Genomic DNA, 13,866 nt, shown 5'->3' with positions numbered 1-13,866 from the left:
GCGCGTCAGGGGCGTTCCATCGCATCGGCCCGGACCGCCGGACGACGCCACCACAGATACCAGATCAGCGCGAAACCCAGCATATCACCGACCAGCCGCCCCACCGGATGCCCCGCCATATCCGCCGCATGCTCGAACCGCCCCAGCGTCAGGCCCAGGACGAACAGAAAGGCGGGCAATCGCGGATCGGCCACATCGAACACCCGGCCGAGCAGCCAATGGGCAAAGGCGCAGAAAATGGCGGTGCCCAGAAGGCCGTTGGCGAACCCGACCAGCAATGCGACGATCACATCGGCGTTCATCATGCCCTCCCTTCGCCATCCGTGCTCCAGGACAGGCCGCCGGGCAAGTTGTCCGCCGACAGATCGATCTGCAACACCCGTCGACGCCGCCCCGGTGCCGACCGCGCGGACGCGTGAAGGATCGGCGTCCGGTACAGCCACACCGAACCCGCCCCGGCCAGACAGGCATCGTCACCCAGTCGGTCGACCACACCGGATATGGCATCCTCCGCGATCAGGCCCAGCCGGTGGGACCCCGGCGCGACCAGCAGCGGCGCATTGTCCGCATCGACCGGATCGAGATGGAAGCGCACCGTCACCATCCGCTCCAACAGCGACACCGGCGGCGCGACATGGACCCGGCCCTGCTTGACCGTCCACGGCCCGAAGCCCGCGACCTCTCGCCGCTCCACCACTTCGATCGTGCGATCCTGATGCCAGCCCAGCGCCCAGTTCCCGCCGTCCTGCTTGTCGAACAGGATCGCGCGAACCGGCCGCACGCCCTGGCCGATCACCGGCACCATGGCGGTACAGAGCCGACGAACACCCCCGAGGCGCGCGACCCGCGCGGGATCGATCCGCTGTCCGGGACGCCCCTCAGGCCAGTCACCGAATAGTCGTGCCAGTTCGGCAAGCTCGCCCCGATCCAGTCGCGACGGCCAAAGGGCATAGCCGCGCGCGTCCAGTTCGGCGATCATCCGATCGGCGCCTCGAGCGAGGTGGGCGGCGTCGAGAACCAGACCGGCCCGCTCTCCGTCATGTGGAAGCAATCCTCGATCCGGATGCCGAACTTGCCGGGCAGATACAGGCCGGGTTCGTTGGAAAAGCACATGCCGGGCGCCAGCGGTGTCGCCTCACCATGCACCAGATTGACCGGCTCGTGCCCGTCCAGGCCGATGCCGTGCCCCGTCCGGTGCGACAGGCCGGGCAGGCGATAGCCGGGGCCGAAGCCCTGCCCCTCGTAGAACCGCCGCACCGCGTCGTCGATGCTACCCGCCGGGGCGCCGATCCGCGCCGCCGCCCGCGCCACCTGCTGCCCCTTGGCGACCAGATCCCAGACCTTGCGCTGCTCGGCGGCCGCCGCGCCATGGACCCAGCTTCGCGAGACATCGGACTGATAGCCCTGCACCGTGCAGCCGCAGTCCATCAGCACGACCTGCCCCTGCGCCACCCGGTGCACCTGGCGGCTGCCATGCGGATAGGCGGAGGCTTCGCCGATCAACGCCATGCTGAACTCCGGACTGCCGCCCAGCTTGCGCGTCGCGGCGCTCATCAGCGCGCCGATCTCCGCGCCGGTCATCCCCGCCTCGACGCGCGGGTGGAGCCAGCGATAGGCCGCCATCGTCACATCGGTCGCGAGTTGCATCAGCGCGATCTCGGCGGGGGCCTTGATCATCCGGCACCCGCGCACGACCGGATTGGCCGAGACGAGCCGCGCCCCCGGCAACACCCGTCGCAGCCCGTCAAAGGCGAAGAAGCGCGCCGTTTCCTCGATCCCCACCGGACGGCCATCCAGCTTGCGGTCGTGCAGGAAGCCCGCGACGATGGCGAGCGGGTTCTGGTCCTCCTGCCACACCCGTATCTCGGCGGGCACCGCCAGCGTCTCGCGGACCGAGGGTTCCTCGAAGTACGGGGTGACGATGCACGGCTCCCCCTCGACCGGCAGGATCGCGGCGGTCAGCCGCTCGCTGCGCCACCATTGGACGCCGGTGAAATAGACCATGGACGATCCCGGCTCGATCAGGATCGCGCCGATGCCGTTCGCCTTCATCAGCGCCTGCGCGCGGGACAGCCGCCGGGCCCGCTCCTGCGCGCCGATCGGCACCGCGCCGCCGGTCATGTCGGACAGCCCCGCCAGATCGGGTTCGGCCGCGCGCAACAGGCCGGGGCGGACGAGGAGCGGCAGGGCGGCGGCGGCGAGCACGGCGCGGCGGGACATCGGGGTCTGCATAACCGCGACGATAGAATTCTTGACCTGAGCGCCGCAATGCCCTTGGCTCGCGCGCGTAATCTATATTGGGGTATGCATGGCCAAGCGGCTGACCTTGTACATCTTCATCGGGCTGCTTCTCGGGCTCGTCGTCGGACTGGCGCTCAACCTGTCGCTCGACGACGGCAGCGCCGCGGCGGCCGCCGAGTTGAAGACGATCGCCGGCTATTTCGCGATCGTCACCGGCCTGTTCCTGCGGCTGATCAAGATGATCATCGCACCACTCGTCTTCGCCACCCTGGTCTCGGGCATCGCGCAGATGGGCGATACCAAGGCATTGGGGCGGATCGGTTTTCGATCGCTCGCCTGGTTCATCTCGGCCAGCCTGGTCTCGCTCAGCCTGGGCATGATCCTGGTCAACCTGCTGCATCCGGGCGTCGGCCTGAACCTGCCGCTGCCCGCCGTCACCGCCGATAGCGGGGTGGTGAAGACCGGGTTCGACCTTCAGAAATTCGTCACCCATCTGGTCCCCGCCTCGCTGGTCGAGGCGATGGCGACCAACGAGGTGTTGCAGATCGTCATCGGATCGCTGTTCCTGGGCGTGGCGATCACCGCGGTCGGCGAGCGCGCCGCGCCGCTGGTCCGCGCGGTCGATGCGCTGGTCGCGGTCATGTTGCAGGTGACCGATTATGTCATGCGCCTGGCGCCGCTGGCCGTGTTCGGCGCGGTCGCGGGCACGCTGACCGAGCGGGGGCCGGGGGTCATCGGCAATCTCGCGGTGTTCATGGGCAGCTTCTATCTCGGGCTGCTGCTGCTCTGGGTGGTGCTGATCGCCGTCGCGACGCTGTTCATCGGCGGGCGCATCCGCGAGCTTCTGTCGCATATCCGCGCGCCGTTGATATTGGCCTTTTCGACCGCCTCGTCCGAGGCCGCCTATCCGCGCATCCTGGAGGGGCTGGACCGGTTCGGCGTGCCGCCGCGCATCGCCAGCTTCGTGCTGCCGCTGGGCTATTCGTTCAACCTCGACGGGTCGATGATGTACATGACGTTCGCGTCGCTGTTCATCGCCCAGGCGTACGGCATCGACCTGTCGATCGGGCAGCAGATCACCATGCTGCTGGTCCTGATGGTCACGTCGAAGGGGATTGCGGGCGTACCGCGCGCCTCGCTGGTGGTGATCGCGGCGACGATGCCGATGTTCCACATTCCCGAGGCGGGGCTGTTGCTGATCCTGGCGGTCGACCATTTCCTCGACATGGGCCGGTCGGCGACCAACGTGATCGGCAATGCGGTGGCCAGTGCGGTCATCGCGAAGTGGGAGGGGCCGCTCGACGAGCCCGAGCCGGTCGATGTCGAGTCGCTCCACGCACCGTCGGGACATCCGGCCCAGCCCGCCCCCGACAGCTTCCGGCAGATCGGGGGGCATTGATCTCCCCACCCGTCACGCGAGGGGCGGCCCTGCCCCCTATGGCCGAGCGGGATCGTCCTTTTCAGGCATAGGCATAGGGGCCGCCCTTGGCGAGCGCGACCTGATAGGCGGGGCGCGGGCGTGGATGCGTTCCAGCCAGGCGATCGTCGCGGGGCGGCTTTCGTCCAGCCCCGCCCGCGACCGCGCCGCCTCGAGCGGGAAGCTCATGATGATGTCCGCCGCGGTGAACTGGTCGCCCGCGAACCAGGGCGAATGGGTCAGCTCGCTTTCGACATAATCGAGATGCCGGCCGATCATCGGCATGAACCGCTTGATCGCCGCCTTGCCCAGCACGGGAATGCGGCTGAGCACGAGCAGGACGAACAGGGGCGGCATCAGCGAGCCCTCGGCATAATGCAGCCAGAAGCGCCAGCGTTGCACCGCGTCGCGGTGCGCGGGCGGGCCCAGGCGGCCATCGGCCTTGCCGACCAGATATTCGATGATCGCCCCCGTCTCGGCGATCACCATGCCGTCATCCTCGATCACCGGCGATTTGCCGAGCGGATGGACCGCGCGCAGCTCGCGCGGGGCAAGCATCGTCTTGCGGTCGCGCCGATAGCGTTTCACCGCATAGGGCAGGTCGAGTTCCTCCAGCATCCACAGGATGCGTTGCGACCGCGAATTTTCGAGATGATGGACGATGATCGTCATGCCTGTTCCCCATGATGCGGGCGGGGTAACGCGCCAGACCGACCGCAAGGCCCAAAGGCCGCCGCAAAGCGGCCATGGGCCGGTGGCTCAGGCCGCTCCCGCCCTTACCCGCCAGATCCAGGCGGAGGCCGGCAGGGCCACCTGATCGCCGATCCGGTGATGGGACAGCCCCTCGTGCAACGCCGCCGCAATCCGCGCCCGCTCGTCCGGGGCGGCGGTCGCCATCGCGCGCGCCGCCGGGCCGATGCGGGACAGGAAATCCACCGCATCCTCGACCGGCGTCGCGCCCTGCCCGACGACATATTCGAAATCGACCCGCGCGGCGGCCTCCAGCGCCCATCCGGCCTGTCCCAGCCATGCCCCCACGCGATGCGAATCGGCAAAGGCGAAGGGGCCCGGTTCGTAACCGGCGGCGGGCGCGGGCGAATGGCCGACCGCCTCGTCCGCCAGCGTCGCAAATCCGTTGCGCGCCCGCTCGTCGAAGCAGGAAAAGACCATCGCCGCCCCCGGCGACGCGGCCGCCCGCAAGCCCGTGAACGCCGCGACGGGGTCGGGAAAGAACATCACGCCGTGACGCGAGACGAAGAGGTCGAACGGCCCCTCGGACGCGGCGATCGACACCGCGTCGCCGCAGACGAAACGGAGCGCCCCGCCCCGGCCCTCCACGTCCACCGCCCGCGTCCCTGCCAGGGCCAGCATTTCCGGCGACAGGTCGACCCCGACGACGTCCAGTTCGGGACGCGCCGCCCGGAGCGCCAAGCCGGTCGACCCGACGCCGCAGCCTATATCCAGCGCCCGCCCCCGCCGGGGCGCGACGGCGGCGATGGCGGCGTCGAGATGCGCCGTCAGATGGGTGAAGCTGCGTTCGGTGCGACGCCATTGCTCGGCCCAGACATCGCCGACCCGGCCGCTCCAATCCAGTCCGCTGGTCATCGCCCCCCTATCGTCCCCCAAAGCAAAACGGCCCGCCGTCTCCGGCGGGCCGCTGGTCCCTCTTACAGATCGTCGTCCGCGTCGGGGCCGGTCATCATGTCCTCGGCCACCTGCTCGGTCCGCTGGCGAATCGCACGTTCCAGGCGGTCGGCCATGTCGGGATTCTCGCGCAGGTAGTTCTTGGCGTTCTCACGCCCCTGCCCGATACGGACCGAGTCGTAGGAGAACCAGCTGCCCGACTTCTCGACCAGTCCCGCCTTGACGCCCAGATCGAGGATCTCGCCGATCTTCGAGATGCCCTCGCCATACATGATGTCGAATTCGACCTGCTTGAACGGCGGGGCGACCTTGTTCTTCACCACCTTCACGCGGGTCGCGTTGCCGGTAATGTCCTCACGGTCCTTGATCTGGCCGGTGCGACGGATGTCGAGCCGGACCGAGGCATAGAATTTCAGCGCGTTGCCGCCCGTCGTCGTCTCCGGGTTGCCGTACATCACGCCGATCTTCATGCGCAGCTGGTTGATGAAGATCACCATGCAGCGCGAACGGCTGATCGATCCGGTCAGCTTGCGCAGCGACTGCGACATCAGACGGGCCTGAAGGCCGACATGGCTGTCGCCCATTTCGCCCTCGATCTCGGCGCGCGGCACCAGCGCGGCGACCGAGTCGACCACCAGCACGTCGATCGCGTTCGAGCGGACCAGCGTGTCGGTGATCTCCAGCGCCTGCTCGCCGGTATCCGGCTGCGACACGATCAGTTCGTCGATGTTGACGCCCAGCTTCTTGGCATAGACCGGGTCGAGCGCGTGTTCGGCGTCGACGAAGGCGGCGGTGCCGCCCATCTTCTGCGCCTCGGCGATGACGTGCAGCGCCAGAGTGGTCTTGCCCGAGGATTCGGGGCCATAGACCTCGATCACGCGACCGCGCGGCAAGCCGCCCACGCCCAGCGCGATGTCGAGCCCCAGCGAGCCGGTCGAGATCGCCTCGACCTGCATCGTCTCCTTCTGCCCCAGCTTCATCGCCGAGCCCTTGCCGAACGCCCGGTCGATCTGAGCGAGCGCGGCGTCGAGCGCCTTTTGACGGTCTGCGTTTGCGGTTGCCATGCCTGTTTCGATCACTTTCAGATTGGCGGCCATCAGATGCTTCCTTCGCTAGACCAAGCGCGTGGTCCATTCAACGCATCTGCAATGTATGCACTTTGTTCCACAGGAACAAGATGGGAACAAATATCAGGTCAAAAAAGTCGGCAGCGCCCACCAGCCCTGGTCGCGCGCCCGGCTCGCCGCCGCGTCCCGGTCCGCGACGGTGCCGAAGATCGCAAAGCAGGTCGCCCCCGACCCCGACATGCGCGACAGCCCGACGCCGGGCGCCTGGTCCAGAAAGGCCAGCACCGCGTCGATCGCCGGGGCCAGCGCGCGCGCCGGGGGCTCGAGATCGTTCCGCCCCGCCGCCGCGACCGCCATCACCTCGCCCTCTCCCAGCCCGCCGCGATCCGTGCCGTCCCAGCGGCCGAACACCGCCGCCGTCGACACGCCGACGCCCGGATTGACCAGCAGCACCGGCACATCGCCCAGCGGCGGCAGGGGTTGCAGCGCATCCCCCTTGCCCCGGCCCCATGCGGTCCGGCCGAGCAGACAGGCGGGCACGTCCGCGCCCAGCTCGCCCGCCAGCGCGAACAATTCGGGATGGTCGGGCGCCACGCCATGCAGCCGCGCCAGTGCGCGCAGCGTCGCCGCCGCATCCGCCGACCCGCCACCGATGCCCGAGGCGACCGGCAGATGCTTGTCGAGCGTGATCGCATGGTGCGCCGCAACGCCGAACCGCACGCCGAAGCCCTGCGCGGCCCTCATGACCAGATTGTCCTGCTGCGCCTCGCCCGCCAGACGGTCGGCGAACGGCCCGCTCAGCGTCAGGCCGGTCGTGGCGGCGGGGGCGACCGTCACGACATCGCCATCGCGGCAAAAGGCGAACAGCGTTTCCAGCTCATGATAGCCGTCCGCCCGGCGCGCCCGGACGTGAAGGGCCAGATTGATCTTGGCGGGCGCGGTCTCGACAATGGCGGTCATCCCCGCCCCATGCGACGCCGCGCGCCTGCCAGCAAGAGCGATCAGCGCGACAGCTTGGGCGTGATCCGCGCCCGTTCGCTCTCGTCGGCGGTCAGCGCCGCCGCGCGCCAGGCATAGCGCGCCTCGTAATGCCGCCCCAGCGACCAGTAGATGTCGCCCAGATGATCGCTGATCTCGCTATTGGCGGGCTCGGCCATGGCGGCACGCTCGATCAGCGGCAGCGCGCGCCCGGGCTGCCCCGCCCGGAAATAGGCCCATCCCAGCGAATCGGTGATCGAGCCATTGTCGGGCGCCAGCTTGCTCGCCCGCTCCAGCATGGCCAGCGAGCCCGCGACATCCTGCCCCCGCTCGACCCGCGCATAGCCCAGATAGTTGAGCGCCAGCGGCTCGTCCGGCGCCAGCGCCACCGCGCGGGCGAGCGCCGCATCCGCCTCCTCGCGCCGCCCCGCCTGATCCAGCGCGCCGCCATATTGCAGCCAGGCCGCCCAGGGCAGCGGCGGATCGGCGCGGGTCACCCGTTCGTACCAGGGCACCGCCTCGGCGGGTTGCCCGGCGGCGATCAGCTGGTCGGCATAAACCTGCCAGTCGTCGACTGTCGCATTCTTCGCGGTCGCCAGCCCGCGCGCCAGCATCAGCGCCTCGCCCGTCCGCCCGGCTGCCCCGAGCAGCCCGACCCGCACCACCGCCGCACGGTGGGCAAAGGCGCGGTGCGGGTCCACCCCCGCCAGCGCGGCAATCGCGGCGTCCCATGCCTCGTCCTTCGACAGCGCCTCGGCCAGCAACAGCCGTGCCCGGTCATTCCCCGGATCGGCGATCAGCGCGGTGCGCGCAAGCGCGATGACCAGCGGGCGCGGGCCATCGCTCGCCAGCTCGGCACCGACGCGGACGAACAGTTGCGACACGCCGAAGCCCAGGTCCGGCTTGACGCCCAGCGCCTTGCGACCGGCATCGACCAGCGGATCGGTCATCAGGCTGCGCGCATCGGCCTCGTCGCCATGGCCCGCCATCAGCGCGGCGGCGGCGATCCGGGTGTCGGCGGGCGGGCGCATCGCCTCCAGCAGCAGCCGGACCGAGGAATCGTCCATCTTCCTCGCCGCCAGCGCCAGCAGCAGCCGATGCTCCTCGGCCAGCCGCCGCGCGACCGGCTCCTTGCCCGCGCTGTCGAGCGCGGGTTCGACCGGCTGTCGGCGATCCCAGGCCGCCCAGGCCTTCAGCACCGGCGACAGAATCTTGAGCGGCCCACCGGCGATCCCTGCGATCGCCGCGTCATAGCCCGCCCGGTCGCCCTTGCGCGCCGCGATCGCCAGGTCGAGCAGCGTCACGTCGATCGGCGCGACCTTTTCGGCCTGCATGACGCGCGCGGCGCGCAGCGCCAGCGCCTCGTCGCCGCTGATCATCGCCTCGCGATAGGCGCGCACCGCCACCGCCGGATCGTCGGGCCACCCCGTCAGCGCGGTCGCATAATCGCCCGCCGCCTCGGCCGCGCGCCCCTCGGCCGCCGCGACGCGGGCGGCGAGATAGGCGGACAGCGGCTCGGGCGTGGCACGAACCGCCGCCGCCACGGGCGCCGTCCAGGCGGCGGAGGCCAGGACGGTCACCGATAGGAAGGAGACGAGCCGACGCTTACATATTGGGATAATTGGGTCCTCCGCCGCCTTCGGGTACGACCCAGTTGATATTCTGGGTCGGGTCCTTGATGTCGCACGTCTTGCAGTGGACGCAGTTCTGGGCGTTGATCACGAATTTCGGATCGCCCTCGTCCACGCCGACCACCTCATAAACACCCGCCGGGCAGTAGCGTTGCGCGGGCTCGTCGAACAGCGGCAGGTTGTGCGCGATCGGCACGCTCGCATCCTTGAGCGTCAGATGGACCGGCTGATCCTCCTCATGGTTGGTGTTCGACAGGAACACCGAGGAGAGGCGATCGAAGGTCAGCACGCCGTCGGGCTTGGGATAGTCGGGCTTCTTCACCTGATCCTTGCGCCACAGCGTCTCGTGATCGGGCTTGTGCTTCATGGTGAAGGGCATTTTCAGCCCGAAATGCTCCGACCACATGGTGACGTTGGCAAGCCCGCTGCCGACGAAGTCGCCATATTTCTTGACCAGCGGCACGACGTTGCGGACGCCCGCCAGCTCCTTGTAGAGCCAGGAGGCGCGGAACGCCTCGGGATAGTCGGTCAGCTCGTCGCCCTCGCGCCCCGCCTGCACCGCCGCGAACGCCGCCTCGGCGGCCAGCATCGCCGACTTCATCGCGCCGTGCGTGCCCTTGATCCGCGGCACATTGAGGAAGCCCGCCGAACAGCCGACCAGCACGCCGCCGGGGAAGGTCAGCTTGGGGATCGCCTGCAACCCGCCGTCATTGATCGCCCGCGCGCCGTAAGAGACGCGCTTGCCGCCCTTCAGCAGCTCGGCGATGACCGGATGGGTCTTCCACTTCTGCATCTCCTGGAACGGGGAGATGTACGGGTTGGAGTAATTCAGCCACGTCACGAAGCCGATCGCGACCTGCCCCCCCGCCTGGTGGTAGATGAAGCCGCCGCCATTGGCGTCGTCGCCCAGCGGCCAGCCCTGGGTATGGATGACGCGGCCCGGCACATGCTTGGCGGGATCGATGTCCCACAATTCCTTGATGCCCAGACCGTAAATCTGCGGATCGCTGTCGCGCGCCAGGTCGAACTGGCGGATGATCTCCTTGGACAGATGCCCGCGCACGCCCTCGGCGAAGAAGGTGTATTTGGCGTGGAGCTCCAGGCCCGGCTGGTAATCGGGCTTGCGCGTGCCGTCGCGCGCCACGCCCATGTCGCCGGTCGCCACGCCCTTCACCCGGCCATCCTCGTGGAACAGGATTTCGGCGGCGGCGAAACCGGGGAAGATCTCGACGCCCAGTTCCTCGGCCTTGCCCGCCAGCCAGCGGCACAGATTGCCGAGGCTCCCCGTATAGGTGCCCTTGTTGTGCATGAAGGGCGGGACCAGCGCGTGCGGCACGTTGCGATGCTTGCCCGCGGTCAGGATCCAGTGATGATTCTCGGTCACCGGCACCTCGGCCAGCGGACAGCCGTCGTCGCGCCAGTCGGGCAGCAGCTCGTCGAGCGCGATCGGATCGATCACCGCGCCCGACAGGATGTGCGCGCCGACCTCCGAGCCTTTTTCCAGCACGCAGACCGACAGCTCGGCGCCGCCTTGCGTCGCCAGCTGCTTCAGGCGGATCGCGGCCGACAGGCCCGCTGGCCCGGCGCCGACGATCACCACGTCATAGGGCATCGATTCGCGTTCGCTCATGGCATCCTCGCATCTGGTCCGTACCGCTGCCGTAGCGTCCCGTGGATCGGGCTCGTCCGGGCGCGGACGGGAAACATCTTGTCCTGACAGCCGATCCGACAGATTGACGCGCACGTCAACCTTGCAGCATGGGCTAATCCCATATGGGGGCTTTTCCGACGTTCGACAGCGCACCGTTCGACAGCGCACAGGCGGCCAGCGTGCTCGACTGGTGGCATGACGCGGGCGTCGACCTGCTGGTCGAGGACGAACCCCGCGACTGGATGGCCGCCGAGCCCGTGCGGCCGATCGGCTTCGCCGCACCCGCGCCCGCTCCGCTGCCCGCACCGGGGCTGGTCCCCGCCCTGCCCGCCGCCGCCCCGGCCGCGCTGCTGCCCGATACGCTGGACGCCTTCCTGGCCTGGCGCCTGTCCGACGCCGCGCCGGAGGCGGCATGGGACGGCATCTCGCTGACCGCCACCGGCCCCGCCGAGGCGCCACTGATGGTGCTGGTCGATTGTCCCGACCGCGACGACGGCGAAGCGGGACAGATATTGTCGGGCGCGGCCGGTCGGTTGTTCGACCGGATGCTCGCCGCCATCGGCCAGTCTCGTGAGACCGTCCACCTCGCCTCGGTCTGCGCGCGGCGGCCGCTGGCGGGCCGGACTCCGGCGGGACTGGAGACGCGGCTGGCCGAGATTTCGCTGCATCATATCGGGCTGGTCCGGCCGCGTTCGCTGCTCCTGCTGGGCAATGCGGCGAGCCGTGCCGTGCTCGGGACCGAACTCACCAGCGCGCGCGGACATTCGCATGCCGTTGACCATAAAAGCGGCAAAAGCCAGGCGGTCGCCAGTTTCCATCCGCGCTTTCTGATCGAAAAGCCGATGGCAAAGGCGGAAAGCTGGAAGGATTTGCAAAGGATCATGGGGGACATGCGCGCATGAAGCTGGGCCAGGCGATCGCACGGACGGCGACCATCGGGGCTTTGCTGGCGGCCGGAACCGGCACCGCCTTCGCCGCCGCGCCGGGAGAACCCGCGGCGGATGCCCGCGCCACCGCCTCGCCAAAGGCCCCGCCCGCCATCCCCGCGCTGCTCGATGCCGATCAGAAGGCGGGCTATGCGCGCATCTTCACCGCGATCCGCGAGAGCCGCTGGACCGATGCGCAGCTGGAGCTCGACTCGCTGAAGCCGGGGCCCCTCCACGCCATCGCCCGCGCCGAACTCTACACCGCCAAGGGATCGCCCAGGGTCGATGCCGAGCGGCTGGTCGCGCTCCTCAACGAAGCACCCGAACTGCCCCAGGCCGAACAGCTCGCCCGGCTCGCCCGGTCGCGCGGCGCGAAGGATCTTCCCCCGCTGCCCGAGGCGCACAGCCTGATCTGGCAGGACGGCGCCCCCCGCCGCGTCCGCGCCAAGAGCGTCAGGAGCGACCAGATCGCCGCCGAGCTGGCGGTGCGGATGCAGCCCTTCATCAAGGCCGATGACGGCCCCTCGGCCCAGGCCCTGCTCGATGCGACCCAAGGCCTGTCGCCCGAGGCACTGACCGAGTGGCAGCAGCGCGTCGCCTGGATCTATTTCCTGATGGGCGACGATGCCAATGCCCGGACCATGGCGGCCAAGGCGGCCGACGGGACCGGCGAATGGGCGGTGCAGGGGCGCTGGACCACCGCGCTGTCGGCGTGGCGGCAGAATGACTGCCAGGCCGCCGAGACCGCGTTCGAGGGCACGGCGGCGCGCGCCACCGATGTCGACCTGCGTGCCGCCGCGCTCTATTGGGCCGCGCGCGCCGACATGGTCTGCGGCCGTCCCGACAAGGTCGAGGGGCGGCTCCGCTCCGCCTCGCAGTTCCGCGAAAGCTTCTATGGTCAGCTCGCGCGCCAGGCGCTGGGCATGCGCGGCGACCGCGAGCCGCGCGGACAGCTGGTCGCGACCGACTGGGTCGCGCTCGACCGTCGCCCCAACATCCTCGTCGCCGCCGCGCTGGTCGAGATCGGCGAGACCGATCTGGCCGACCAGGTCATCCGCCAGCAGGCGCGGATCGGCCAGCCGCAGGAGTTCCGCAACCTCGTCCGCCTGGCCGAATCGCTCGACCTTCCCGCCACGACCGTATGGCTGGCGCACAACTGCCCGGCGGGCGTCACCGCCACCGCCGAGGCGCGCTATCCGACACCCAGTTGGACACCCGACAGCGGCTGGCGAGTCGAAAAGGCGCTGGTCTATGCGCACACGCTTCAGGAAAGCGGCTTTCGCAACAAGGTGGTCAGCCCGGCGGGCGCCTATGGCCTGATGCAGATCATGCCCGCCGCCGCCACGGACTTCGCGCGCGAACGCGGCGTGTCGATCGACCGCTCGGCGCTGACCAAGCCGTCGACCAATATGGATATCGGCCAGCGGCATCTGGAGCGGTTGCGCGACATGACCGGCGTGACCGGCGGCCTGCTGCCCAAGGTGATCGCGGCCTATAATGCCGGCCCCAAGCCGGTCGGCGAATGGAACAGCCTGGTCCGCGACAATGGCGACCCGCTCCTCTATATCGAGAGCATCCCCTATTGGGAGACGCGCGGTTACGTGACCACGGTGCTGCGCAATTACTGGATGTACGAAGGCCAGACCGGCAAGGCCAAGTCGCCCAGCCGCGCCGCGCTGGCCCAGGGGATGTGGCCGCGCTTCCCCGGCCTTCCGGGGGCCAGCGCGGTACGGCTCCAACGGCCCAACACCGCGCAGGCGAGCCTGCCCCGCCGGACGACCATCGCGCTGAACGCGGCGGTGAACCCGCAGTCGAGCACCGCGCTGCCCCAGGCGAATTGAGCGGGGGTTTCGGGGCCGAGGGTTTCGCTTGGCCTTCGACTTCGCTCAGGCTGAACGGAAGGTGCGAGGCCCATCACCATTTCTACCCGGTAAAGATCGACGGAGGTGTGTCTTCGGACCGATCGACATTCAGCGATGCCTTGTTCTTCCCTCGCCCCTCGCAGAGGGGAGAGGGTTGCGCAGACTTGGTCTTTGCGAGAGCAAAGACTTAGTCGGAGCTGGGTGAGGGGTGAGCGCTCGCGAAGCGAGCGCGCGAGCCTTTTGGCTCGCTCAACCCCTCACCCAAGCTGCGCTAGCCAGCAGGCTGGCAAGCTTCGCTAACCCTCTCCCCTGTCCAGGGGAGAGGGGAAGAAGACGCAATACTGACTGTCGATCCGCCCTCGCTGGCGTGGTCGATCACACCGCCCCTTTCCCGACAGGCCAGCCATGACGCAACCCGAATATCGCTTCCGCCCGCCAGTCCCTCCCCT

At 69.1% G+C, this 13,866-nt stretch carries 11 protein-coding genes and 1 pseudogene; 3 read left to right on the top strand and 9 right to left on the bottom strand.

What is annotated here, in order from left to right; genetic code table 11:
* Positions 1-5: 5 nt before the first annotated feature.
* Genes QE360_RS12955 through QE360_RS12945 form a run of 3 tightly spaced genes read right to left on the bottom strand, consistent with a single transcriptional unit; the run spans position 6 to position 2,220 of the window.
* Positions 6-305 carry a hypothetical protein gene (locus QE360_RS12955; protein ID WP_309702081.1) on the bottom strand — a complete coding sequence of 100 codons (300 nt, stop codon included), beginning with the start codon at positions 303-305 and terminating at the stop codon, positions 6-8.
* Positions 302-979, bottom strand: a complete 678-nt coding sequence (locus tag QE360_RS12950) for a phytanoyl-CoA dioxygenase family protein (RefSeq protein ID WP_309702078.1) — start codon at positions 977-979, stop codon at positions 302-304. The genes QE360_RS12955 and QE360_RS12950 overlap by 4 nt, the downstream gene beginning before the upstream one ends.
* Positions 976-2,220: a Xaa-Pro peptidase family protein gene (locus QE360_RS12945; protein WP_309702077.1), complete on the bottom strand. Its 1,245-nt coding sequence runs from the start codon at positions 2,218-2,220 to the stop codon at positions 976-978. The genes QE360_RS12950 and QE360_RS12945 overlap by 4 nt, the downstream gene beginning before the upstream one ends.
* Positions 2,221-2,308: 88 nt before the next feature.
* Between QE360_RS12945 and QE360_RS12940 the strand changes: the two genes are divergently transcribed.
* Positions 2,309-3,640 carry a dicarboxylate/amino acid:cation symporter gene (locus QE360_RS12940; RefSeq protein WP_309702076.1) on the top strand — a complete coding sequence of 444 codons (1,332 nt, stop codon included), beginning with the start codon at positions 2,309-2,311 and terminating at the stop codon, positions 3,638-3,640.
* A gap of 61 nt (positions 3,641-3,701) precedes the next feature.
* Here QE360_RS12940 and QE360_RS12935 read toward each other — a convergent pair.
* From QE360_RS12935 to QE360_RS12910, 6 genes and pseudogenes are all read right to left on the bottom strand, one after another.
* A pseudogene (locus QE360_RS12935) lies at positions 3,702-4,330 on the bottom strand (glutathione S-transferase).
* 87 nt (positions 4,331-4,417) lie between these two features.
* Entirely contained in the window at positions 4,418-5,263 is an 846-nt protein-coding gene (locus QE360_RS12930) for a class I SAM-dependent methyltransferase (RefSeq protein ID WP_309702073.1), read from the bottom strand.
* 62 nt (positions 5,264-5,325) lie between these two features.
* Complete coding sequence (gene recA / locus QE360_RS12925) at positions 5,326-6,399, bottom strand: recombinase RecA (protein ID WP_307099453.1); 1,074 nt, start codon at positions 6,397-6,399, stop codon at positions 5,326-5,328.
* A 93-nt stretch (positions 6,400-6,492) separates the two neighbouring features.
* Positions 6,493-7,329, bottom strand: a complete 837-nt coding sequence (locus QE360_RS12920; protein ID WP_309702071.1) for a 4-(cytidine 5'-diphospho)-2-C-methyl-D-erythritol kinase — start codon at positions 7,327-7,329, stop codon at positions 6,493-6,495.
* A 41-nt stretch (positions 7,330-7,370) separates the two neighbouring features.
* On the bottom strand, positions 7,371-8,927 hold the full coding sequence (locus QE360_RS12915; protein WP_309702069.1) for a tetratricopeptide repeat protein: 1,557 nt from the start codon (positions 8,925-8,927) through the stop codon (positions 7,371-7,373).
* A 25-nt stretch (positions 8,928-8,952) separates the two neighbouring features.
* Entirely contained in the window at positions 8,953-10,608 is a 1,656-nt protein-coding gene (locus QE360_RS12910; protein WP_309702067.1) for an electron transfer flavoprotein-ubiquinone oxidoreductase, read from the bottom strand.
* Positions 10,609-10,751: 143 nt separating this feature from the next.
* On the opposite strand from QE360_RS12910, the gene QE360_RS12905 reads away from it, so the two are divergent.
* Together QE360_RS12905 and QE360_RS12900 are read left to right on the top strand one after the other, a co-directional pair.
* Complete coding sequence (locus tag QE360_RS12905) at positions 10,752-11,531, top strand: uracil-DNA glycosylase (protein ID WP_309702065.1); 780 nt, start codon at positions 10,752-10,754, stop codon at positions 11,529-11,531.
* Positions 11,528-13,396, top strand: coding sequence for a lytic transglycosylase domain-containing protein (locus QE360_RS12900; protein WP_309702062.1), 1,869 nt, complete (start codon positions 11,528-11,530; stop codon positions 13,394-13,396). The genes QE360_RS12905 and QE360_RS12900 overlap by 4 nt, the downstream gene beginning before the upstream one ends.
* Positions 13,397-13,866: the final 470 nt, after the last annotated feature.

Source organism: Sphingomonas sp. SORGH_AS_0789 (assembly GCF_031453055.1).
In the GTDB taxonomy this organism is placed as follows: domain Bacteria; phylum Pseudomonadota; class Alphaproteobacteria; order Sphingomonadales; family Sphingomonadaceae; genus Sphingomonas.
This window is presented reverse-complemented; position numbering and strand designations above follow the sequence as displayed.

Excerpts from the sequence above, each read along its gene's own strand:
- QE360_RS12955 (WP_309702081.1), bottom strand. The coding sequence starts at position 305 with ATGATGAACGCCGATGTGATCGTCGCATTGCTGGTCGGGTTCGCCAAC.
- QE360_RS12950 (WP_309702078.1), bottom strand. The coding sequence starts at position 979 with ATGATCGCCGAACTGGACGCGCGCGGCTATGCCCTTTGGCCGTCGCGA.
- QE360_RS12945 (WP_309702077.1), bottom strand. The coding sequence starts at position 2,220 with ATGTCCCGCCGCGCCGTGCTCGCCGCCGCCGCCCTGCCGCTCCTCGTC.
- QE360_RS12940 (WP_309702076.1), top strand. The coding sequence starts at position 2,309 with ATGGCCAAGCGGCTGACCTTGTACATCTTCATCGGGCTGCTTCTCGGG.
- QE360_RS12930 (WP_309702073.1), bottom strand. The coding sequence starts at position 5,263 with ATGACCAGCGGACTGGATTGGAGCGGCCGGGTCGGCGATGTCTGGGCC.
- recA (WP_307099453.1), bottom strand. The coding sequence starts at position 6,399 with ATGGCCGCCAATCTGAAAGTGATCGAAACAGGCATGGCAACCGCAAAC.
- QE360_RS12920 (WP_309702071.1), bottom strand. The coding sequence starts at position 7,329 with ATGACCGCCATTGTCGAGACCGCGCCCGCCAAGATCAATCTGGCCCTT.
- QE360_RS12910 (WP_309702067.1), bottom strand. The coding sequence starts at position 10,608 with ATGAGCGAACGCGAATCGATGCCCTATGACGTGGTGATCGTCGGCGCC.
- QE360_RS12905 (WP_309702065.1), top strand. The coding sequence starts at position 10,752 with ATGGGGGCTTTTCCGACGTTCGACAGCGCACCGTTCGACAGCGCACAG.
- QE360_RS12900 (WP_309702062.1), top strand. The coding sequence starts at position 11,528 with ATGAAGCTGGGCCAGGCGATCGCACGGACGGCGACCATCGGGGCTTTG.